This is a genomic window from Streptomyces sp. CA-249302 (assembly GCF_050936785.1).
Lineage (GTDB): Bacteria > Actinomycetota > Actinomycetes > Streptomycetales > Streptomycetaceae > Streptomyces.
The window spans coordinates 3,543,315-3,563,204 of sequence record NZ_JBNJMG010000001.1; the positions used below are offsets into that span (position 1 = coordinate 3,543,315).

Here is a 19,890-nt window from a genome sequence, read left to right on the forward strand (position 1 = left end):
GTTGTACGGGCGTTCGCGCCATAGGGTGGTGTCACTATGGCTGAGGACGACTACGGCTACCGCTGGGGCCACTCCGCGCTCATCGCCGACTTCGACTTCGACCCGGCGGGCGGCCGGTTGCGGCTGACCCGCCCGGGCGAACCGAAACCCCCGCCGACAGAGCTGCCCCTGGCCGACCTGACGCTGACGGGCGCCGGCCCGGGCCGGTCGAGCACGCGTTTCGGGGGTACGGCGCTCGGGCCGCAGCTTCTGTATCGCGGCCACCGTGCCACCTACGGCGACGGCTGGCATCACCTGGCCGTCCAACTCGTGGCGCCCAAGGACCGGTTGACCGTCATCGTCGAGTACTCGTCACCCGACGGCGTACCCGTCCTGCGCTCCCGGCTCCGCGTCCACCAGGACGGCGACGGGCCGGTGACCATCCGCGCGGCCGGCAGTCTGCTGCTCGGCGGGCTGCCCTCGCCCGATGTGCTGGACGTGCACCGGGCGCGCAACGACTGGCTCGCGGAGTGCCGTTGGTACACCGAGCCGCTGCGCGAGCACGTTCCCGACATCGGCCGGGACGTCCACGGCCAGGACTCGGGGGCGCGGCTGCGGTCGACGAGCCGCGGAAGCTGGCCCACGGACGGGCACCTGGCCATGGGGGCACTCACCGACCGTACGGACGGGCGGAGTTGGCTGTGGCAGATCGAGTCGTCGGCGGGGTGGGCGTGGGACGCGGGCGAGGTGGCCGGGCACACGTACCTCGCGCTGGGCGGGCCGACGTCGGACGACCACGGCGTACAGCCCGTACTGGAACCCGGCGTCCAACCGTTCACCACGGAATACGCCGCCCTGGCCCTCGGCGACGACTTCGACGACGCACTCGCCGCCCTGACGACATACCGCCGCCGCCTCCGCCGCCCGCACCGGGACCACGAGCACCTGCCCGTGATCTTCAACGACTACATGAACACCCTGATGGGCGACCCCACCACCGGCAGACTGCTCCCGCTGATCGACGCGGCGGCGGCCGCGGGCGCCGAGTACTTCTGTGTGGACGCCGGCTGGTACGACGACACGACGGACGGCGGCTGGTGGGACAGCGTCGGCGCCTGGCAGCCGTCCGCACGGCGCTTCCCGGGCGGTATCGGGGAGGTGCTGGGGCGGATCCGGGAGCGCGGGATGGTGCCGGGGCTGTGGCTGGAGCCGGAGGTGGTCGGCGTCCGCAGTCCGGTCGCCGACCAGCTGCCGCCGGACGCCTTCCTGCGGCACGCGGACGGCGCCCGGGTCACCGAACAGGGCCGCCACCAGCTGGACTTGACCCATCCGGCGGCCCGCGCCCACCTCGACGGGACGGTCGACCGGATCGTCGGCGAGTGGGGCGTGGGCTATCTGAAGCTGGACTACAACATCACGACCTCGGCGCCGGGGCTCCTCGACCACACGCGGGCGTGGCGGAGCTGGCTCTCCGCCGTCCTCGACCGGCATCCCGGCCTGGTCATCGAGAACTGTGCGTCGGGCGGGATGCGGATGGACGGGGCGTCCACGTCCGTCACCCAGCTCCAGTCGACCTCCGACCAGCAGGACCCGGTGCGGTATCCGCCGATCGCGGCGGCGGCGCCGACGGCCGTACCGCCGGAGCAGGGCGCGGTGTGGGCGTACCCCCAACCGGAGTTCACCGACGCGGAGATCGACTTCGCGGTCGGTACGGCGCTGCTGGGGCGGGTCCATCTCTCCGGTCACCTGGACCGGATGACGGAGCGTCAGCTCGGGTTGGTGCGGGCCGCGTTGGACACGTACAAGAAGATCCGGCCCGACCTGCCGGGCGCGCTCCCCTTCTGGCCGCTCGGGCTGCCCGGCTGGACGGATGGATGGATCGCGCTGGGGCTGCGGGCGCCGGTCGGGGGCGCGACCTGTCTGTCGGTTTGGCGGCGGGAGGGGGAGCCCGAACTGACCTTGCCCGTACCGCACTTGGCGGAGCTGGACGGCGTACGGGCCGAGGTGCTGCATCCGGCGGCGGGGTTGCCGGGTACGGAGGTGGAGTGGGACGGCGAGGCCGGCGCGCTGCGGGTGCGGTTGCCTCAGGCGCCGGCGATGGTGCTGGTGCGGATCGGCTAGCGAGGGCCGCGGGCCCGGCTCATGTGGCGGAGGCGCTCGGTGTGCCGCTCGGCGGCTCCGGGGGCTTGCTGCCGTTGCCGCCGGGTGGCCGGCTGCCGCCGCCTCCCGTGCCCGCGCCGGTGTTCTCCTTGTCGGGGTCGATGCCGACGGTCAGCGTGCCGGTGAAACCGTTCTTCACCGAGCCGGTGATCGTCATCAGGCCGTCCTTGGCCCCGCCTCCGCCGTACACCATGTCGTCGTCGAGCTTGGTGACCGTGCCGGTGTGCTCGCTGTACGGCTCGGTCCTGTAGACCTCGTCGCCGTACTTGTCGTCGAAGAAGAGCTGGCCGGTCCAGTTGACCTTGCCGCCCTCGTAGGTGTCGTCGGCCTTCTTGCCGCCGGTGTGCACCTTGACGTGGATGTGGGTGGCGCGCGGGGTGTACCAGCCGGGGTAGATCGTCGTGAACTCGACGACCCCCTTGCCGTCCGTGGTCTGGTAGCCGCGCAGATACGTCTTGTCGTTCGCGCCGCTGGTGTCCTCGCTCTCCTTGGGCGCGCTGCCGCCGGGGTTGGCGGTGGTGTAGCCGGAGTAGTAGCCCCAGGCGTCGCAGTGCCAGATCTCGACGGCGGCGTCCTTGACGGGGTCGCAGGACTCGGTCTGGTCGCGCACCGTCAGCTTCACGGTGAGCGGGACGCCCTTCTTGCCCTCGGTGATGTCCTTCCGGAACAGCGCGCCGTCCAGGTAGTACGGGCCTTGGGTGACGCTCGAGTTGAGCACGCACAGGTCGGAGGAGTCGGCGGCGGGCGAGGCGGCGTCCGAGGCGGCCGCGCCGGAGTCGGTCGAGTCGCCGGAGTCGTCGGAGGAGCACGAGGTGAGCCCGAGTCCCAGGACGGCCCCGGCGGTGGTGCCGCCGAGGGCGAGGGCGCGCCGCCTGCTGAGTTGATCCCTGTCGGTCATGGCGGGAGGGTAGGCAGGGGCCCGCGGGGCGGCCCGGGTGCCGCACGGCAGGGGTCGCCCGCACGGCCCACCGCCGGCGACTCAGCGCCGGACCAGCCAGTCGCCGCCGCCGATCGGGCGGCCATGGGCACGCAGCCGGGTCGCGACGGAAGCGGCGGCTGTGTACACCCAGGCCCGTACGGGGCCGCCGTCGGTCTCGCGGGTCACCTCGCGCTCGACCCGCTCGTACAAGTTCCGCGGATCGCCCGGCGCGTAGTCCTCCAGCCGGTCGAGGGCGACGAGCAACTCCTCGTACCGCTCGGGCAGTGCGGTGACGAGCTCGCCGTGGACGGCGCCTCCGCCGCCCGGTTCCTCGACGGCGTACGGATAGCCGGGACCCTCGTACAGCACGAGCCCGCTCATCCGGGCCGGTTCCTCGGACCGGGTGCGGCCGCGCAGGAAGAGGTCGTGGTTGACCTCGCCGGGGCGGAGGGTGCCGTAGACGAAGAAGGGCAGCTGGGGACTCACAAAAACGATTCTCTCTCTTCACATACTTCCGCGTACTTCCTATGGACCTCGACATGTCATGGCCCCTTAAATCTTGGTCAACACCAACGCCGTCCCCACGCGCCCGTTGGCGCCCTATCGAGGAGATCGATGAGTCGGATACGGATCGACGTCCGAGGTTCCCGTCGTCTCGCCGCCGCCGGTGTGGCCGCAACCACCGCCGCCCTGCTGGCCTCCGCTCTCACCCCGGCCGCCCAGGCGGCCGACCGACCCACCAGAAGCAACGCGATCGCCAACGCGGCCGAGGCCCTGCTCTCGCACGCCGCCGCTCTCGGACTCACCTCCACGGAGGGCACCTCGGTCCGTGACGTGATCGTCGACAAGGACGGCACCCAGCACGTCCGCTACGACCGGACGTACCGTCAACTCCCGGTCCTGGGCGGCGACTTCGTGGTCCACCTGACCCCGAACGGCACCTACCGCAGCTCGAACCGGGCGACGAGGGGCGAGATATCCCTCGCCTCGATCGTCCCCTCCATATCGGCCCCCAAGGCCGCCGACCTCGCCGCGAACGCCCTGCGCGCGGTGAACCTCGGCGAGACGCTGAAGAAGCTGACGGCCAAGCCCCAGCTGGTCGTCGACGCCCTGCACGGTACGCCGAAGCTGGCCTGGCGGACCCAGGCCGCGGCGCAGGACACGCTCGGCAACCCGGTCGCCCGTACCGTCATCACGGACGCCCGGACCGGCGCGCAGATCGACGCCTGGGACGACATCGAGACGGCGTCCGGCGACGGCAACTCCCTTTACAGCGGCACGGTTCCGCTGGAGACGACGCTCTCCGGATCGACGTACCAGCTGAAGGACCCGACGCGCGGGAACACGTACACGGGTGACGCGGCGAACAAGACCGACCTGTGCTTCCTGACCAGCATCTGCATCAGCCGCGCCCCCTCGACGGTGTTCACCGACGCCGACAACCACTGGGGCACGGGGGCGACTTCGGACCGGGCCACTGCGGCCGTGGACGCCCAGTACGGCACGGACGTCACCTGGGACTTCTACAAGAACACCTTCGGCCGCAGCGGCATCGCGGGCGACGGCAAGGGCTCGTACAACCGCGTCCACTACGGCAACAAGTACAACAACGCCTTCTGGGACGACAGTTGCTTCTGCATGACGTACGGCGACGGTGACGGGACGACCTTCGGGCCGTTGGTGTCGCTGGACGTGGCCGGGCACGAGATGACCCACGGTGTGACGTCGAAGACGGCGGCCCTGACCTACTCGGGCGAGTCCGGCGGCCTGAACGAAGCCACCTCCGACATTCTCGGCACCCTCGTGGAGTGGTACGCCGACAACTCCTCCGACCCCGGGGACTACCTGATCGGCGAGAAGATCGTGAAGTCCGGCTTCGGCCGGGACGCCCTGCGCTACATGGACAAGCCGTCCAAGGACGGCAACTCCGCCGACTACTGGAGCAGTTCGGTCGGCAACCTCGACGTCCACTACTCCTCCGGCGTGGCCAACCACTTCGCGTACCTCCTCGCCGAGGGCAGCGGCGCCAAGACCATCAACGGCGTCAGCTACAACTCCCCGACGTACAACGGCTCCACGGTCACCGGCATCGGCCGGGCCAAGCTGGGCGCCATCTGGTACCGGGCACTGACGGTCTACATGACGTCCTCGACGAACTACGCGGGGGCCCGGACGGCCACGCTGAACGCGGCGAAGGACCTGTACGGGGCCGGGAGCACGGAGTACAACGCGGTGGCGGCGGCCTGGAGCGCGGTCAACGTGAACTGACAGCCCGGGAGCAGGTGTTGAGGGGGTGGATCACTTCCGCTGCTGGAAGATCCACTCCCTGACGCCCTCGATCGTGTAGGCGATCGGCCAGGTCGAGTTGTGCTCGACGGTGCCGAACTTCTTCTTGGACTCCGCGGTGAGGGTGGTTCCCTTCTCGAACGTGACGTAGTTGACCGCCGTGCCCTTCGCGGTGATCGCGTCGACGTCCTTGGTGAACTGCGCGGCCGTGGACTTGCCGTTCCAGGTCGCGCGGCTCACCTTCGTCCCCTCCTTCTCGATCACGGACATGATCGCGTTCTCGCCGGGGTACGCCTTGGTGTCGCCCTGCGAGACGGTGACGAAGAGGTTCTTCTTCGCGAGCGGGGCGGCCTGGGAGGACGGCCACTGACCGGCGACGACCCACGAAGCCCCGAACAGATCCGGGTACTTGATGTTCAGGCCGAGCGTCATCATCGCGCCCATGGACTGGCCCGTCGAGTACACCCGGTCGGCGTCGATGCTGTACTTGCCCGTCAACTCCTGGACCAGGTGGGCGGTGGCGTCGAAGTACGCCGTCGGCTTGTAGTCGTCGCCGACGACCACCTCCGGGTACTGGGGTGCGAGGACGAACGCCGGCCGCTTCGCCTGCTCCTCCGGGCTCGCCCAGACCACCGCGCCGAGCCCCTGCACGAGCGTCGCCGTGGTGACGGTGCTGACCACGCTGGCGTCGTGCATGAACAGGACGAGGGGGTACTTCCTGCTCTCGTCGTAGTCCTCGGGAACGAACAGGTTGTACGGCAGCGTCTTGCCGGTCTTCGGGTCCTTGTACGACAGCTGCTCGAAGTCGTCGACGATCAGGTTCACCTGCTTGCCGGTGGCGAGCTCGGTGCTGCCGCCGGCGTAGGTCGAGCCGCCGGTGGTCGTGACACTGCCCGTACTCGTGACGGTGCCCTTCGCCTTGTCGGCGCCCTTGGCCGTGCCTTTCTGGCCCACCTTCGGGCCGCCGCCTGCGGCACCGCTCGACGCGGAGCCGGAGGCCTGCCCCGTCCCCGTCCCGCCACCGCTCTCGTTGCCCCACAGCAGCGCGCTGCTGTCGTCGGGCGAGAGCTCGACGATGACGTACCTGCCGTCACGGCCCTGGTCGGCGAGTGCGGCGCCGGTGTTGGCGTAGACCTTGGTGACGGTCCGGCCGTCGACCTTGAAGGACGACTTCGACAGCTTCGAGGTGTCGATGGCCGAGTCGTACTCCAGCGCCACGGCGATGAATTTCTGGCCGTCGCCGTAGACCTGGGTGATCGCGGTCGCGCTCTTGATGTGGCCGTCCCCGGAACCGGTACTGGAGCCGGAATCGCCGGAGCCGGAATCGCAGGCGGTCGCCCCCGCCGCCACCGCCACCGTCGCCCCCATGACCTGCGCGAGAAAAGCCCGTCGCGTACCCATTGTTCAACGCCTTTCGGAAAGTTCGGCCGTGTCCTTGATTTAGGTGGCCTTCTTGCACCGGTCTTCCGTATTACGTGGCCGCGCTGAGAGTTCCCTGTTATCCGATGGAGTTATTCACAGGGAATTCAGGGTATTCACCGGTCGTCGCGGGGGCGGGCCCGATCCGCCCGAGCGAGCGCCGGGTCACCCGTTCACACGTGCGCCGTGCGCCCTTCGGGTTCTCTTGCCCGGCAGGCCGCCGTACGCCAGTGACCTGCTGAAACTCCCCCGGGCAGGCCCCGTACCCGCCGTCCTGACACCCATTCAGCACATTTCTGACACACCCTCAGGAAGCGCGGTCGGCCCCGCGGGACTTTCCTCGGAAGGGCAGGGGACACCGAGAACGCTCGAAGGAGCATCGATGCGACGTACCGCCCGTCTGCTGACCGGTACCGCGCTCGCCGTCGCAGCCGCGGGGTTCGTCGCCGCGCCCGCGTACGCCGACGACACCGGCAGCCTGGAGGTGTTCCCGTCCTCCGCCGTGCCGGGCGGCCAGGTCACGGTGAACACCGCGGCGTGCGGGGACGACGGTACGGCGACGGGCGACGCCGGCGCGGTCGGCGCGGGCTCGTTCACGCTGGCGCCCAGTACGCACGAGGGCGACGCGATCGGGCAGTTCAGGGTGCCGCCGAGCGCGCAGCCGGGGACGTACGAGATCGTCGCGCAGTGCGCGGAGGGCGACAAGGAGGTTTCCGGCGACCTGGTGGTGACGCTGACCGCGGAGCGCGGACAGGTTCCCCGCGGAAGTGTGAAGACGGGGGTCGGTGGCGTGATGGGCCCCGACCCCGTGCAGACCGCGGCCGGCGTGGCGGCTCTCGCCGTCGCCGCCGCGGGCGGTACCTGGCTCCTGCATCGCCGGGCGAGAGGCGACGGGATCTGACGGACACCCTCCGCTGTCCGTCCGCCGGTACCGCATGTCCCTCCCCCTCCGGGCCCGACGCCCCTCGCGGCCCGGAGGGGGACCGGGTCACTTCAGGAGGCTGGTATGCACAGGTTGGGCAACACCGCCACAGGGGCCGTCACTGTGGTCGCCCTGTGCACCGGCGCGTGGCTGCTGGGCAGCGGCGCCGACACGCACGCCCCACCGCAGCCGACGGCTGCCCAGGCCCGCACGGGCCACGCCGACGCCCGCTCGGCCCCCGCTCTGCCGCCCTCCCCGCCGGACCGCGTCCACATCCCGTCGATCGGGGTGAACGCCCCCCTCATGGGCCTCCGCCTCACCCCCACCGGCAGCCTCGACGTCCCACCCGCCGAGAAGAAGAATCTCGCGGGCTGGTACGAGGCCGGCACGACCCCGGGTGAGCGCGGCACCGCGATCGTCGCGGGCCATGTCGACAACGCCGACGGCCCCGCCGTCTTCTACGACCTGGGAGCCCTGAAGAAGGGCAGCGGCATCACGGTGGACCGGCGCGACGGAAGCGTGGCCCTGTTCACGGTGGACGCGGTCGAGGTGTACGACGCGAAGCACTTCCCGGACGAGAAGGTGTACGGGGCGGCGGGGCGGGCGGAGCTGCGGGTGATCACCTGCGGGGGCGGCTATTCGCGGTCGACCGGTTATCAGGGGAACGTGGTCGTCTTCGCGCACCTGACCGGGAGCCGCTGAGCGAGGGGCTCCCGGCGAGCCTCAGAACTCCCCCAAATACATGGACGGCACACGCACCCCGTCCCTAGGGTCGCGATCATGCCCGACATATCGCTGACCATGGGCGTCATCTTCCGTGCCGCGGCCCTCGCGGCAGGGCGGATGCGGGCACCTCCCACGCCTTTCAGGCAGTGGAGGAGTACAGCCGTAGGACCTCGATCGACGTACGCCTGGCCGTCCGCATCGGCCTCGCGGGCGGCACCCTGGGCGCCCGCGCCGCGCTGAAGAAGGGCAGCGGCTTCGTCCGCGTCGTGCTGCTGACGGTGGTGTTCGCGCTGGTGGCGAACCTGGCGTACGGGCAGTGGCTCGCCTGAAAACGAGTGGGGCCCCGCATCCCCGTTCCCCTACTGTGACCGCGTGACGACTCAGGTGATCGTGCTCAACGGCGGCTCCAGCTCGGGCAAGTCAGGGATCGTGCGCTGCCTCCAGGCGGTGCTGCCGGACCCGTGGCTGGCCTTCGGCATCGACGGCCTGATCGACTCGCTGCCCGTGTCCATGCGGGCCGAACTCGTCTCGCCGGACGGCGGGGTGCACGTGGGCCCGGAGTTCGGCCGACTGGAGTCGGCCTGGCGCCAGGGCGTCGCGGCGACGGCCCGCGCGGGCGCCCGGATCGTCGTCGACGATGTCTTCCTCGGCGGCGCGAGGTCCCAGGACCGCTGGCGCGAGCCCCTGTCCGGCCTGGACGTCCTGTGGGTCGGCGTGCACTGCGAGGCCGCGGTGGCGGCGGGCCGCGAGATCGTCCGCGGCGACCGGCCGAGCGGCATGGCGGAGAAGCAGGCGGGCCTTGTCCACCAGGGTGTGCGTTACGACGTAGAAGTGGACACCACCCACACGGAGGCCCTGGACTGCGCGCGGACGATCGCGGCGGCTGTCGTGAGCGGGCCTCCGGAGGGGTGATCGCCGCCCGCTCCCGACCGGCGTCAGAACCAGTGCAGGCAGTGCGGGGCGCGGGCGGTGCGGAAGAGGTCGTCGGCGAGGGTGGCCGCGTCCGGGTGGTGGGCGTGGATGTGACCGGCGCGTACGAGGGTGCTCGGGGTGGTGCCGCCGAGGTAGACCGAGCCCAGGTCGGTCACGTCCAGGGAGAGGTCGGGGTCGCGGTCCGTGGGAACGCACTCGGCCTTGTTGTCGCGGACGGTCAGCAGATAGCGGCCGTGTTCGCCGAGGAACGGGTCGGTCACGTCCAGGACGAGCTCGCCGTCCGTGAACCAGCCGCGGGCGGTGAGCGCGCGCGGGATGTCCAGCAGCCGTACCCAGAGCCAGTCCATGTCGCCGCCGACCTCGCCGGCGCGGAAGTCCGTGAGCTGCCAGCGCAGGGGGTGGTCGGGCGGGCAGTGCTTGAACACGACCTGAGCGACCAGGTCGTGTCCGAGGACGAACCGGGCCAGGGCCGTGGACACGGCGTCGTCGGTGGCGATGGTCTCGTCGACGGTCAGGGTGTTGGAGTCGTCGAGCGAGTAGCTGGCGTATCCGTCCGGGACGCCGTCGGAGTCACGGTGGACGGCGACGTAACGCTGCGCCGGGGCGATGGGCGGCTGCCCCGCGCCGAGCTCCCACCAGCGGTGCGGCCGGGACAGCGCGCCGGGCTGGGCGCGGCGGTAACGGTCGTAGACCTCTTCGAGGATCTCGCCGCAGTCGCCGCGGCGCAGTACCTCCACCGATCCCGTGGCGGGGGTGTCGGCGGCGCCGCGGGCCCTGGGGAGGGCGAGGGCGGCGCGGTGGCGTGGCACCGTCAGGCGGGCGGTGTAGGTCGCCGGGCCGTAGCCGAACCTGCGGTAGATCAGGGCCTCGGAGGCCAGCAGCACGGAGAGGAACTCGCCGCGGGATCGCAGCTCGGTGAGCTGATGCCGCATCATCGCGCTGAGCACGCCCTGACGCCGGTGCGACGGGAGGACGCCGACGGCGGTCACGCCGGGGGCCGGGACGAGGATGTCGCCGGGGAGGGTGAGCTCGAAGGAGTACGCCCCCGCAGTACCGACGGCCCGCCCGTCCGCCGTCACGGCGAGCACACCACGGTCCATCTCCAGCGCCGCCCACCACACCCCGCCACCGCCCTCGGCCGGGGTTTCCGGGAAACGCCCGAACGCGGCGAACATCGTGTCGACGAATACGTCGCGATCCTGGTCGGTAGTAGGACGGATCTCCATACTGCGGCTGCCTCCCCATGATCCCGGCACCACACCCCGCAGCGCCCTGGCACAGTGCAGCCTCGGCTCGGGAATTGGTCAAGCGAATTACGGCTACGGATGACCATCGTGACCAAGCGCCCGTGGCACCGCCCCGAATACACCCGGCCTCCAGCGCGCCCGCGCCTTCCTGGCGAGAGCCGAGGACGCCGGCTTTGAAATGCCGGCAGGCCGCCGGCTTGAGATCGCCGCTCAGTACGCGGTCATCGCTCAGGCCTTTCGCGCCGACCGGGTCGAGGAGTGACAATTCCCGGGCCTCGTTCGCGTTTCAGCCGTCCCGGCCGTTCTCCAGATATCGCAGCACTGCCAGTACGCGCCGGTTTCCCGTCTCCGAGGGGGGCAGGTCCAGCTTGGTGAAGATGTTGGCGATGTGTTTCTCGACGGCGCGTTCGGAGACCGTGAACGCCGTCGCGATCGCGTGGTTGGTGCGGCCCTCCGCCATCAGGGCGAGGACCTCGCGTTCGCGGGGTGTGAGGGTGTCCAGCGCGTTGGTGCGGCGGCTCGCGCCGAAGAGCTGGGCGACCACCTCGGGGTCGAGTGCCGTGCCGCCGGCCGCGATGCGTTCCAGCGCGCCCACGAACTCGCCGATGTCGGCGACCCGTTCCTTCAGCAGGTACCCGAACCCCGCCGGGTCGGCGAGCAGTCGGGCCGCGTGGGCCGTCTCGACGTACTGGGAGAAGAGCAGGACCCCGGTGCCGGGATGCTCGGCACGCAGCCGCAGCGCCGCCCGTACGCCCTCGTCGGTCTGCGTGGGCGGCAGCCGGATGTCGACGACCGCGACGTCGGGGGCGTGCTCGGCGACGGACGCGACGAGTGTCTCGGCGTCACCGACCGCGGCCGCCACCTCCACGTCCCGCATCCGGAGGAGCTGGGCCAGTCCGTCGCGCAGGAGGGCGGAGTCCTCGGCGATGACGACGCGCATACGGCTCCTGAGCTCCCGAGGTCCAGTGCTATGTCACATATCACAGCGGCAGTTCGACGGTCACCACCGTAGGCCCTCCGGCCGGGCTGTCGCAGATGAGCGTCCCGTCGACCGTGCGGGCCCGGGCCAGCAGGCCGGTGAGTCCGGATCCGGCGCCGATCGTCGCGCCGCCCCGGCCGTCGTCGCCGACGCGCAGGCGGATGCGGCCGTCGGCGGTGGTGACCTCGACCGTGACGGTGTCGGCGCCGCTGTGCTTGACCGCGTTGGCGAGCAGTTCCGCCGTGCAGAAGTACGCGATGGACTCGACCGCCGGGCTCGGGCGGGTCGTGATTTCCGTGGTGACGACGACGGGGAGCGCGCTGTCGGCCGCAAGGGTGGCGAGGGCTGCCGGGAGGCCTTCGTCGAGTACGGGGGGATGGATGCCCTTGACCAGGTGGCGGAGGTCGGTGATGGCCTGGCTGGCGTTGTGCTGGGCGGTGTCGACCACGGCGAGGAGGCGCTCGGGGGTGGCGCCCGTGGCGACGAGTTCGCGGATCATCGTGAGGTGCATGGCGAGGCCGACCAGGCGGGCCTGGGTGCCGTCGTGCAGGTCGCGTTCGATGCGGCGCAAGGTCGCGGCGGCGTCCTCGACGGCCTGGGCGCGGGTCTCCTCCAGGGTGCGGATACGGCGGTCGGCGGCGGTCGGGCCGAGCAGTGCGGTCAGCAGGGCGCGGTGGGGTGTGAGCGCGAGTCGCAGGAAGCGGGGGGCGAACGCCAGGAGCAGCAGGCCGAGGGTGAACGGGATCAACCAGCGCGGCCAGCTGTCGACTTGGTAGCCGAAGAACTCCAGTGACACATGCGTCACCGTGCCGTCGGGCCGGTGAACCGTGTTGTAGTTCAGGTGGCGGAGCACCGGATGCAGGGTGAGCAGGACGCCGTAGACGTATCCGATGACAACAGCGGCGTACAGGAAAATCGCTGTGAACGGAGTCAACACGGCCGACGCCACCGCCCGCCGGCCCGCCCGCTCCCCCAGCACCGCCCGCCGCCACGCCAGCACCCCGCTCCCCCGCGGCGGCACCGGCTCCTCGATCTCCACCCCGAGCAGCCGCCGGGCCAGCCCCCGCTGCACCGCCGCCAGCGCCAGCGCCCCCCGCACGGTCCCGGCCAGCAACCACAGCCCCAGCGTGGTCACCGACAACAGCCCACCCGCCGCCAGCCCGGCCAGCGTGAGAACACAGCCGACGAGCCCGAGCGGCAGCGCGAGCACCCCGTACAGCAGGGCTGCCAGGGCACGGCGGCCGAAGGTGGCGGCGACGAGGGAACGCAGGCGGTTCGCGAGGGCCGGTCCGGGGGCGCCCGGTTCGGGCCGGGAACGGAGACGCTTCACGAGGGTCGCCCCAGGGACACCCGGCCCGGACCGGGAACGGAGACGCTTCACGAAGGTCAACCTAGGGCCGCCCGGCCCCGGCGAGGAACGCACGCGCCACCCGCAGCTGCACCGCCGCCAGCCCCCGCCCCACCCACGGCATGAGCAGCAGGAACCCGAGCCCGCCGAGGACGGCGTGGAAGGCCCAGGCCCCGGCGAAGGTGGGCCCGCCCCAGGCGTGGGAGTGGTCGGAGCCGGCGCGCAGCGGCCAGCCGAGGTTCATCGGGACGATCGCCCAGCCGTAGAGGGTGACGGCCAGGGTGAGGAGGTTCACCGGCAGCGAGACCAACGCGTGGACCAACCCGGCCCGCGGCCCGTCGGCCGGCCCGTCGACCCCGCCGACCTCCCCGGCGCCCAGCCACCGCCGTACAAGCCTCCGCTGCCACCGCCCCGCCGGCGCCCCCACCAGCGCCAGTGGGACGCACACCACACTCGTCGGAAAGGCGATCACGGCGTATGCGAAACGGCGCCAGGTGGCGGCCGTGAACGGCTCGCGGACGACCCGCCAGACCCGCACGGCCGCCGCGTCCCGTACCGGGACCTCCCGGACTGCGTCCATGGTGCTTCCCCCTTGCTCTGAGCTGGTGAAACCCGATGGGACAAGGCTCCCGTCGCCCGTGGTCGTAGACGATGGTGCCTGCACGGAAGCCGGGGGTTCGGGTAGCCCCACCCCCGCCCCGCCGCGGGACCTCACACCACGCCCCCGGCGCGCCCGCCGAACCCTCACACTCTCGGCGCGCTCCCGAAGAGGGCAGCGTTCCTCGCGGGAAACAGAGGTGATGCTGCCGGGTAACACCGGCACCGCACGCTCCTAGGCATGACCTCGAATACGCGTGTGGTGGTGATCGGCGCCGGCCTCGCGGGCGTCCGTCTCGCCCGGCGGCTCGGTGAGCTCGGCACGCCCGTGACGCTGATCGGCGAGGAGGAGCACCGCCCGTACAACAGGGTGCTCCTCGCCGAGGTGCTCGCCGGGCGCTACAGCCCGGATGTCATCGCGCTGCCCGCGCCCGCGGAGCTCACCCGCGGCCGGGTCACGGGCATCGACCGCGAGGTGCGAGCCGTACACCTCGCGGACGGCTCGAAGATCGGATACGACACGCTGGTCCTGGCGACCGGCTCGAACCCCGTACTCCCGCCGCTGCGCGGCCTGTTCACGCCGGACCACGTGCTGCCCGAGGGCGTGCACGCGTTCCGGACCATGGACGACTGCCTGGGTCTTTCCAAGGCCGTGCGGGCTGGTACGAAGGCCGTCGTCATCGGCGGCGGGCTCCTCGGGGTCTCCGCGGCCCGCGCGCTCGCCCAGCGTGGCGCGCAGGTCGTCCTAGCCCAGCAGGGCGAGCGGCTCATGGAGCGCCAGCTCGACCCGAGCGCCTCGAAGCTCGTGCAGCGGCATCTCAAGGACCTCGGCGTCGAGATCCACACCGAGTGCCGGGTGCGTGACGTGCGCTGCGTGGGCGGTGCGGTCCGCTCGGTCGAGATGCACGACGGTTACGCCCTCGACGCCGACCTCGTGGTCCTGGCCTGTGGGGTCCACCCGCGCGTCGGCCTCGCCCAGGTCGCGGGGCTCGACGTACGCAAGGGCATCGTCGTGGACGACGAACTCCGCACCTCCGACCCGCACATCAGGGCGATCGGCGACTGCGTGCAGCACGACGGCCAGGTCTACGGGCTCGCCACTCCGGCGCTCGAACAGGCCGAGACGCTCGCGGAGTTGATCGCCGGTGACACCAACGCCCGCTACACCGGCACCCGTTCGCTGACCCGGCTCACACTCGTCGGGCACGACTCACCCTTCGACCTCGCCGCGTTCGGCGAGACCGAGCCGCGGCCCGGCGACGACGTCGTACAGCTCGCGGACGCCACCCGCGGCACCTACCGCAAGGTCGTCGTCCGCGACGACCGCCTGGTCGGCGGGGTCCTCGTCGGCGAACTCGGCACCGTCGGCGCGCTCGCCCGGGCCTGGGAGGGAGCAGAGCCGCTCCCCGACGACGGGCCCCTGCTCCACCTGCTCACCAACGATGGAGGCTCCTGATGACCGCCACCCCGGAGGCCACGGAGGCCACCCCCACGATCGTGCTCGTCGGCCACGGCATGGTCGGCCAGCGCTTCCTCGAGGCGCTCGCCGAGCGCGGCCTGACCGCGACGCACCGCGTGGTCGTGCTGTGCGAGGAGCCGCGCCCCGCGTACGACCGCGTCGCCCTCACCTCGTACTTCTCGGGCAAAACACCCGAGGAACTCTCCATGACGGACATGGAGTTCATCGACACGCACGGCATCGAGCTGTACGTCGGCGACCCGGCCGTGACGGTCGACCGCGAGGCGAAGAAGGTGACGGCCAAGTCCGGTCAGGTGTTTGAGTACGACACCCTCGTCCTCGCCACCGGCTCCTTCCCCTTCGTGCCGCCGGTCCCGAACAAGGACGCCGAGGGCTGCTTCGTCTACCGGACCATCGAGGACCTCCTGGCCATCGAGGAGTACGCGAAGACCCGCACCACCGGTGCCGTGGTCGGCGGTGGTCTGCTCGGGCTCGAGGCGGCCGGTGCGCTGAAGGGACTCGGACTCACCTCCCACATCGTGGAGTTCGCGCCGCGCCTGATGCCGGTGCAGGTCGACGACGGCGGTGGCGCGGCCCTGCTGCGCACCATCGAGGAGATGGGCCTGACCGTCCACACGGGCGTCGGCACGCAGGAGATCGTGGTCGACGAGGCCGGCGCCGTCACCGGCATGAAGCTGTCCGACGGTTCCGAACTCGCCACGGATCTGGTGGTGTTCAGCGCCGGCGTACGGCCGAGGGACCAGCTGGCGCGCGACTGCGGCCTCACGGTCGGCGAGCGCGGTGGCATCACGGTCGACGAGCAGTGCCGTACGGTCGCCGACCCGCACGTCTTCGCGATCGGCGAGTGCGCGCTGGCCTCCGACGGCCGGGTGTACGGCCTGGTCGCCCCCGGTTACGAGCAGGCCGAGACGGCCGCCGCGACGATCGCCTCCGATGAAGCCGCTTTTGTCGGCGCCGACCTGTCGACCAAGCTGAAGCTGCTCGGCGTCGACGTCGCCTCCTTCGGCGACGCGCACGGCACCACCGAGGACTGCCTGGACGTCGTCTACTCCGACTCCCGCGCGGGCCTCTACAAGAAGCTGGTCATCGGCCGGGACGGCACGCTGCTCGGCGGCATCCTGGTCGGCGACGCGGAGGCGTACGGCACGCTGCGGGCGTTCACCGGTTCGGTCCCGCCGGTCTCGCCCGAGTCGCTCGTCCTGCCGGCCGGCACCGGGGAGTCCGTGCAGCTCGGCCCGTCCGCGCTGCCGGACGAGGCGATCATCTGCTCCTGCCACAACGTCTCCAAGGGCGCGATCCGCGGCGCGGTCACCGACCACCGGTGCACGACCGTGCCCGAGGTGAAGAAGTGCACCAAGGCCGGTACCGGCTGCGGCAGTTGCGTCAAGGTCCTCGGCCAGCTGGTCACCGCCGAGCTGGAGGCGTCCGGCGTCGAGGTCGACAAGGGCCTGTGCGGCTGCTTCTCGCAGACCCGCGAGGAGTTGTACGAGATCGTCCTCGCCCTGCGCATCAACACCTACCAGGACCTGCTCGACCGCTACGGCCGGGACGGCGCCAAGAGCGGCGACGGCTGCGAGGTCTGCAAGCCGGCGGTCGGCTCGATCATCGCCTCCCTCGCCCCGACGATCGGCGCGAGCGGCTATGTCCTGGACGGCGAGCAGGCGGCCCTCCAGGACTCCAACGACCACTTCCTCGCCAACCTGCAGAAGAACGGCTCGTACTCGGTCGTCCCGCGCATCCCCGGCGGTGAGATCACCCCCGAGGGCCTGATCACGATCGGCGAGATCGCCCGCGACTTCGGCCTCTACACGAAGATCACCGGCGGCCAGCGGATCGACATGTTCGGCGCCCGCGTCGAGCAACTCCCGCTGATCTGGATGCGGTTGGTGGACGCCGGCTTCGAGTCGGGCCACGCGTACGGCAAGGCGCTGCGCACGGTGAAGTCCTGTGTGGGCCAGACCTGGTGCCGGTACGGCGTCCAGGACTCGGTGCGCATGGCGATCGACCTGGAGCTGCGCTACCGGGGCCTGCGCTCCCCCCACAAGCTCAAGTCGGCGGTGTCGGGCTGCGCCCGCGAGTGCGCCGAGGCCCAGTCGAAGGACTTCGGCGTCATCGCCACCTCCAACGGCTGGAACCTGTACGTCGGCGGCAACGGCGGCGCCACCCCGCGCCACGCGGACCTGCTCGCCCAGGACCTCACGGACGCCGAACTGGTGCGCCTGATCGACCGGTTCCTGATGTTCTACATCCGCACCGCCGACCGTCTGGAGCGCACGTCGACCTGGCTGGAGCGGATCCCCGGCGGCCTGGACCACGTCCGTGACGTGGTCGTGGAGGACTCCCTCGGCATCTGCGAGGAGCTGGAGTCCCTGATGGCGGACCACGTGGCGAACTATGCCGACGAGTGGGCGACCACCATCAACAACCCTGACAAGCTCGCCCGGTTCGTGTCCTTCGTGAACGCCCCGGACACCCCCGACCCGGTCGTCGGCTTCGTGCCCGAGCGGGACCAGATCAAGCCCGACCTGCCGCTGCTGTCCATCGGCCTGCGCCCCGCCGAAGACCTCCTGGAAGGAAGCGCCCAGCGATGACCCTGGCACCCGAGACCACCGACCTGAAGGTCCAACTCCAGCTCGCGGACGGCTGGTTCACCGTCTGCGACCTGAACCAGCTGGTCCCCGGCCGGGGCGTGGCGGCGCTCCTCCCCGACGGCAGCCAGGTGGCCGTGTTCCGCGACCGCAACGGCGCTCTGTACGCGATCGACAACCGCGACCCCTTCGGCGGCGCGGCGGTCCTCTCCCGCGGTCTCACCGGCACCCACCAGGGCCGCCCGTTCGTGGCCTCGCCCCTCCTCAAGCAGCGCTTCGACCTGGTGTCGGGGCAGTGCCTGGACGACGAGTCGGTGCGGGTGGCGACATACGAGGTCCGCACAAGCTGAACATTGGATTCCGGTTTTGCCCCTCCCGTCGGAGGGGCAAACCGCTTTTCGCCCGTTCGCCTGGCACGCTGAAGGCGCCGCGTGGGAGCCCTCCCACGTCAATCCGGCAGGCGAGAAGGGCAGTTCAGCACGTGAAGCTCGACATGTTCAGCGAGATCCAGGACCCCCGGCCGTGGACGGCCGAGGACCACGAGCACCGGCGGATCACAGAGGCGGTCGAACAGGCCGTCCTCGCCGACGAGTTGGGGTACGGCTGCTGGTGGCAGGTGGAGCACCACGGGGCCGAGGAGTTCAGCCTCAGCTCGGCGCCGGAGCTGCTGCTGGCGGCGCTGTCGCAGCGTACGTCCCGCATACGGCTCGGGCACGCGGCGGTGCTGGCGCCGGCCGAGATCAACCACCCGCGGCGGATCGCCGAACGGGCGTCCTGGCTGGACCAGTTGAGCGGCGGCCGAACGGAGCTGGGCCTGACCCGCTCGACGGCCCCCGAGTGGCGCATGTTCGGCGTGGACCCGGCGGGTGCCCGGGCCCAGACCCAGCGGGCCTTCGAGGAGGTCCCCAGGCTGTGGACGGGCGCAGGGGAACAGCCCCTGGTCCCGGGCCCGTTGCAGCGCCCGCACCCGCCTCTCTGGCAGGCGGCCTCGTCCCCGGCGTCCTTCGAGGAGGCGGGCCGGCGCGGGGTGGGCGTCCTGGGCACCACGCTCTGGGAGCCGCTGACCCGGGTGGCCCGACTGGTGGAGCTGTACCGGGAGGCGGTGGCCGCCTGCGAACAGCCCGTGGGCGCTTTCGTCAACGACCAGATCGCCTTCTTCACGTTCGTGCACTGCGCGGAGACCGACGAGGAGGCCCTGCGCTCGGGCGCGGCGGCCGCGGCGGCCTGGTACACGGCCCGGGCGCTGACCTTCTTCGAGGCGGCGGAGGCGTTCGTCGAGACGATGCGGATCCAGCAGGGCATCCTGGCCGACCCGTCCGGCGGCGGCCTCACGGGCGCGTTCCTGCGCGACGAGGCCGACGCGGCCCCCAACGCGGCCCAGCTGGCGATCGGCCGCATCCTCCAGGGCGAGACGGTCCCGGAGGACGAGCTCTTCGAGGCGCTGATGGCCCAGGACTCCCTGATCGTCGGCAGCCCCGACACCTGCCGCAAGAAGCTGCGGGCCTACGCGGACGCGGGCATCGACCGGCTGATGTGCTTCCAGCAGGTCGGGGCGATCCCGCACGAGCGGGTCATGGACAGTATCCGGCGCGTGGGCGAGCTGATCCCCGAGTTCGCGTAGCCGGGCGGGGAGGCGCGTCCAGCGGCCTCTCCCGGCCTTTGTTGACCGATCGTTCTGAATGGTTCTAGGCTGCGACACATGGCCAGGACCAAGGAGTTCGATCCGGACGCCGCGCTCCAGGCAGCCCTGGAGCTGTTCTGGCAGCGCGGCTACGAGGCGACGTCGATGTCCGACCTGGTGGACCGTCTCGGCATCGGCCGCGCCAGCGTCTACGCGACCTTCGGCAACAAACACGAGCTGTACCTCAAGGCGCTGGAGCGCTATGACCGGGCCGGACTCCCGCCGATCGTGCGGGAGCTCTCCCAGCCGGGGCCCGCGCTGCCGGCCGTCCGGGCGGTCGTACGGCGTTACGCCGCCGAGGCCGCCGACGAGCAACTGCGCCTGAACGGCTGCCTGGTGACCAACACCGCGGCCGAGCTCGCCCCGCACGACCGGGCGGCCGCCCGGCAGGTCGAGCGCAACTGGGACCAGCTGGAGACCGTGCTGCACTCGGCGCTGGTCCGCGCGCAGGCGCAGGGCGAGCTGCCGGCCGACCGCGATCCGCTCGCCCTCGCCCGCATGCTGCTGGTGCTGCTGCAGGGCCTGCGGGTCGTCGGGAAGGCGTCGGCGGATCCGGCGCGCGTGCGGGACGCGGCGGAACAGGCGCTGGCACTGCTGGACTGAGTCCCTGACTCCGGGGCGCTTCT

Annotated in this window: 17 protein-coding genes and 1 pseudogene; 11 read left to right on the plus strand and 7 right to left on the minus strand. The window is 71.3% G+C overall.

Annotated features, from left to right (window positions below; all coding sequences use genetic code 11):
• Nucleotides 1–36 precede the first annotated feature (36 nt).
• Nucleotides 37–2,100, plus strand: coding sequence for a glycoside hydrolase family 36 protein (locus tag ACQEWB_RS15915; protein ID WP_432831361.1), 2,064 nt, complete (start codon nucleotides 37–39; stop codon nucleotides 2,098–2,100).
• 19 nt (nucleotides 2,101–2,119) lie between these two features.
• Here ACQEWB_RS15915 and ACQEWB_RS15920 read toward each other — a convergent pair whose 3' ends face one another.
• Nucleotides 2,120–3,037, minus strand: coding sequence for an intradiol ring-cleavage dioxygenase (locus ACQEWB_RS15920; RefSeq protein ID WP_432831363.1), 918 nt, complete (start codon nucleotides 3,035–3,037; stop codon nucleotides 2,120–2,122).
• An 81-nt stretch (nucleotides 3,038–3,118) separates the two neighbouring features.
• A complete protein-coding gene (locus ACQEWB_RS15925; protein WP_432831365.1) occupies nucleotides 3,119–3,544 on the minus strand; it encodes a gamma-glutamylcyclotransferase family protein in 426 nt (141 codons plus the stop codon).
• Nucleotides 3,545–3,673: 129 nt separating this feature from the next.
• Between ACQEWB_RS15925 and ACQEWB_RS15930 the strand changes: the two genes are divergently transcribed.
• Nucleotides 3,674–5,326: a M4 family metallopeptidase gene (locus ACQEWB_RS15930; RefSeq protein WP_432831367.1), complete on the plus strand. Its 1,653-nt coding sequence runs from the start codon at nucleotides 3,674–3,676 to the stop codon at nucleotides 5,324–5,326.
• Between the two features lie 30 nt (nucleotides 5,327–5,356).
• Here ACQEWB_RS15930 and ACQEWB_RS15935 read toward each other — a convergent pair whose 3' ends face one another.
• A complete protein-coding gene (locus ACQEWB_RS15935; RefSeq protein ID WP_432831369.1) occupies nucleotides 5,357–6,745 on the minus strand; it encodes an alpha/beta hydrolase-fold protein in 1,389 nt (462 codons plus the stop codon).
• 400 nt (nucleotides 6,746–7,145) lie between these two features.
• On the opposite strand from ACQEWB_RS15935, the gene ACQEWB_RS15940 reads away from it, so the two are divergent.
• The 4 genes and pseudogenes from ACQEWB_RS15940 (at nucleotide 7,146) to cpt (ending at nucleotide 9,323) form a co-directional block, all read left to right on the plus strand.
• Nucleotides 7,146–7,664, plus strand: a complete 519-nt coding sequence (locus ACQEWB_RS15940) for a hypothetical protein (RefSeq protein WP_432831371.1) — start codon at nucleotides 7,146–7,148, stop codon at nucleotides 7,662–7,664.
• Nucleotides 7,665–7,769: 105 nt separating this feature from the next.
• Nucleotides 7,770–8,387 (plus strand): class F sortase, encoded by a 618-nt coding sequence (locus ACQEWB_RS15945; protein WP_432831373.1) that lies wholly within the window; start codon nucleotides 7,770–7,772, stop codon nucleotides 8,385–8,387.
• A 227-nt stretch (nucleotides 8,388–8,614) separates the two neighbouring features.
• Nucleotides 8,615–8,740, plus strand: a pseudogene (locus ACQEWB_RS15950) (sulfite exporter TauE/SafE family protein); the annotation flags it as partial.
• 43 nt (nucleotides 8,741–8,783) lie between these two features.
• Nucleotides 8,784–9,323, plus strand: a complete 540-nt coding sequence (cpt, locus tag ACQEWB_RS15955) for a chloramphenicol phosphotransferase CPT (RefSeq protein ID WP_432831375.1) — start codon at nucleotides 8,784–8,786, stop codon at nucleotides 9,321–9,323.
• Between the two features lie 23 nt (nucleotides 9,324–9,346).
• Here the strand turns inward: cpt and ACQEWB_RS15960 are convergent, their stop codons facing one another.
• From ACQEWB_RS15960 to ACQEWB_RS15975, 4 genes are all read right to left on the minus strand, one after another.
• On the minus strand, nucleotides 9,347–10,570 hold the full coding sequence (locus ACQEWB_RS15960; RefSeq protein ID WP_432831377.1) for a GNAT family N-acetyltransferase: 1,224 nt from the start codon (nucleotides 10,568–10,570) through the stop codon (nucleotides 9,347–9,349).
• 307 nt (nucleotides 10,571–10,877) lie between these two features.
• The gene (locus tag ACQEWB_RS15965; RefSeq protein ID WP_432831379.1) at nucleotides 10,878–11,531 is read right to left on the minus strand and encodes a LuxR C-terminal-related transcriptional regulator; all 654 of its coding nucleotides are present in this window, start codon (nucleotides 11,529–11,531) and stop codon (nucleotides 10,878–10,880) included.
• 40 nt (nucleotides 11,532–11,571) lie between these two features.
• Nucleotides 11,572–12,900 carry a sensor histidine kinase gene (locus tag ACQEWB_RS15970; protein ID WP_432831381.1) on the minus strand — a complete coding sequence of 443 codons (1,329 nt, stop codon included), beginning with the start codon at nucleotides 12,898–12,900 and terminating at the stop codon, nucleotides 11,572–11,574.
• 61 nt (nucleotides 12,901–12,961) lie between these two features.
• A complete protein-coding gene (locus ACQEWB_RS15975) occupies nucleotides 12,962–13,498 on the minus strand; it encodes a hypothetical protein (protein WP_432831383.1) in 537 nt (178 codons plus the stop codon).
• 258 nt (nucleotides 13,499–13,756) lie between these two features.
• Here ACQEWB_RS15975 and ACQEWB_RS15980 point away from each other — a divergent pair, with 258 nt between their 5' ends.
• The 5 genes from ACQEWB_RS15980 (at nucleotide 13,757) to ACQEWB_RS16000 (ending at nucleotide 19,867) form a co-directional block, all read left to right on the plus strand.
• Entirely contained in the window at nucleotides 13,757–14,971 is a 1,215-nt protein-coding gene (locus ACQEWB_RS15980; protein WP_432831385.1) for an NAD(P)/FAD-dependent oxidoreductase, read from the plus strand.
• A complete protein-coding gene (gene nirB, locus ACQEWB_RS15985; protein WP_432831387.1) occupies nucleotides 14,971–17,586 on the plus strand; it encodes a nitrite reductase large subunit NirB in 2,616 nt (871 codons plus the stop codon). The genes ACQEWB_RS15980 and nirB overlap by 1 nt, the downstream gene beginning before the upstream one ends.
• Entirely contained in the window at nucleotides 17,583–17,933 is a 351-nt protein-coding gene (gene nirD / locus ACQEWB_RS15990) for a nitrite reductase small subunit NirD (RefSeq protein WP_432831389.1), read from the plus strand. Before nirB ends, nirD begins: the two co-directional genes overlap by 4 nt.
• 131 nt (nucleotides 17,934–18,064) lie before the next feature.
• Nucleotides 18,065–19,204, plus strand: coding sequence for an LLM class flavin-dependent oxidoreductase (locus tag ACQEWB_RS15995; RefSeq protein WP_432831391.1), 1,140 nt, complete (start codon nucleotides 18,065–18,067; stop codon nucleotides 19,202–19,204).
• 78 nt (nucleotides 19,205–19,282) lie between these two features.
• Nucleotides 19,283–19,867: a TetR/AcrR family transcriptional regulator gene (locus tag ACQEWB_RS16000; RefSeq protein ID WP_432831393.1), complete on the plus strand. Its 585-nt coding sequence runs from the start codon at nucleotides 19,283–19,285 to the stop codon at nucleotides 19,865–19,867.
• The last annotated feature ends 23 nt before the right edge of the window (nucleotides 19,868–19,890 follow it).

Coding starts and splice junctions, on each gene's coding strand:
- ACQEWB_RS15915 (WP_432831361.1), top strand. CDS start 37: ATGGCTGAGGACGACTACGGCTACCGCTGGGGCCACTCCGCGCTCATC.
- ACQEWB_RS15920 (WP_432831363.1), bottom strand. CDS start 3,037: ATGACCGACAGGGATCAACTCAGCAGGCGGCGCGCCCTCGCCCTCGGC.
- ACQEWB_RS15930 (WP_432831367.1), top strand. CDS start 3,674: ATGAGTCGGATACGGATCGACGTCCGAGGTTCCCGTCGTCTCGCCGCC.
- ACQEWB_RS15935 (WP_432831369.1), bottom strand. CDS start 6,745: ATGGGTACGCGACGGGCTTTTCTCGCGCAGGTCATGGGGGCGACGGTG.
- ACQEWB_RS15940 (WP_432831371.1), top strand. CDS start 7,146: ATGCGACGTACCGCCCGTCTGCTGACCGGTACCGCGCTCGCCGTCGCA.
- ACQEWB_RS15945 (WP_432831373.1), top strand. CDS start 7,770: ATGCACAGGTTGGGCAACACCGCCACAGGGGCCGTCACTGTGGTCGCC.
- ACQEWB_RS15960 (WP_432831377.1), bottom strand. CDS start 10,570: ATGGAGATCCGTCCTACTACCGACCAGGATCGCGACGTATTCGTCGAC.
- ACQEWB_RS15965 (WP_432831379.1), bottom strand. CDS start 11,531: ATGCGCGTCGTCATCGCCGAGGACTCCGCCCTCCTGCGCGACGGACTG.
- ACQEWB_RS15975 (WP_432831383.1), bottom strand. CDS start 13,498: ATGGACGCAGTCCGGGAGGTCCCGGTACGGGACGCGGCGGCCGTGCGG.
- ACQEWB_RS15980 (WP_432831385.1), top strand. CDS start 13,757: ATGACCTCGAATACGCGTGTGGTGGTGATCGGCGCCGGCCTCGCGGGC.
- nirB (WP_432831387.1), top strand. CDS start 14,971: ATGACCGCCACCCCGGAGGCCACGGAGGCCACCCCCACGATCGTGCTC.
- nirD (WP_432831389.1), top strand. CDS start 17,583: ATGACCCTGGCACCCGAGACCACCGACCTGAAGGTCCAACTCCAGCTC.
- ACQEWB_RS16000 (WP_432831393.1), top strand. CDS start 19,283: ATGGCCAGGACCAAGGAGTTCGATCCGGACGCCGCGCTCCAGGCAGCC.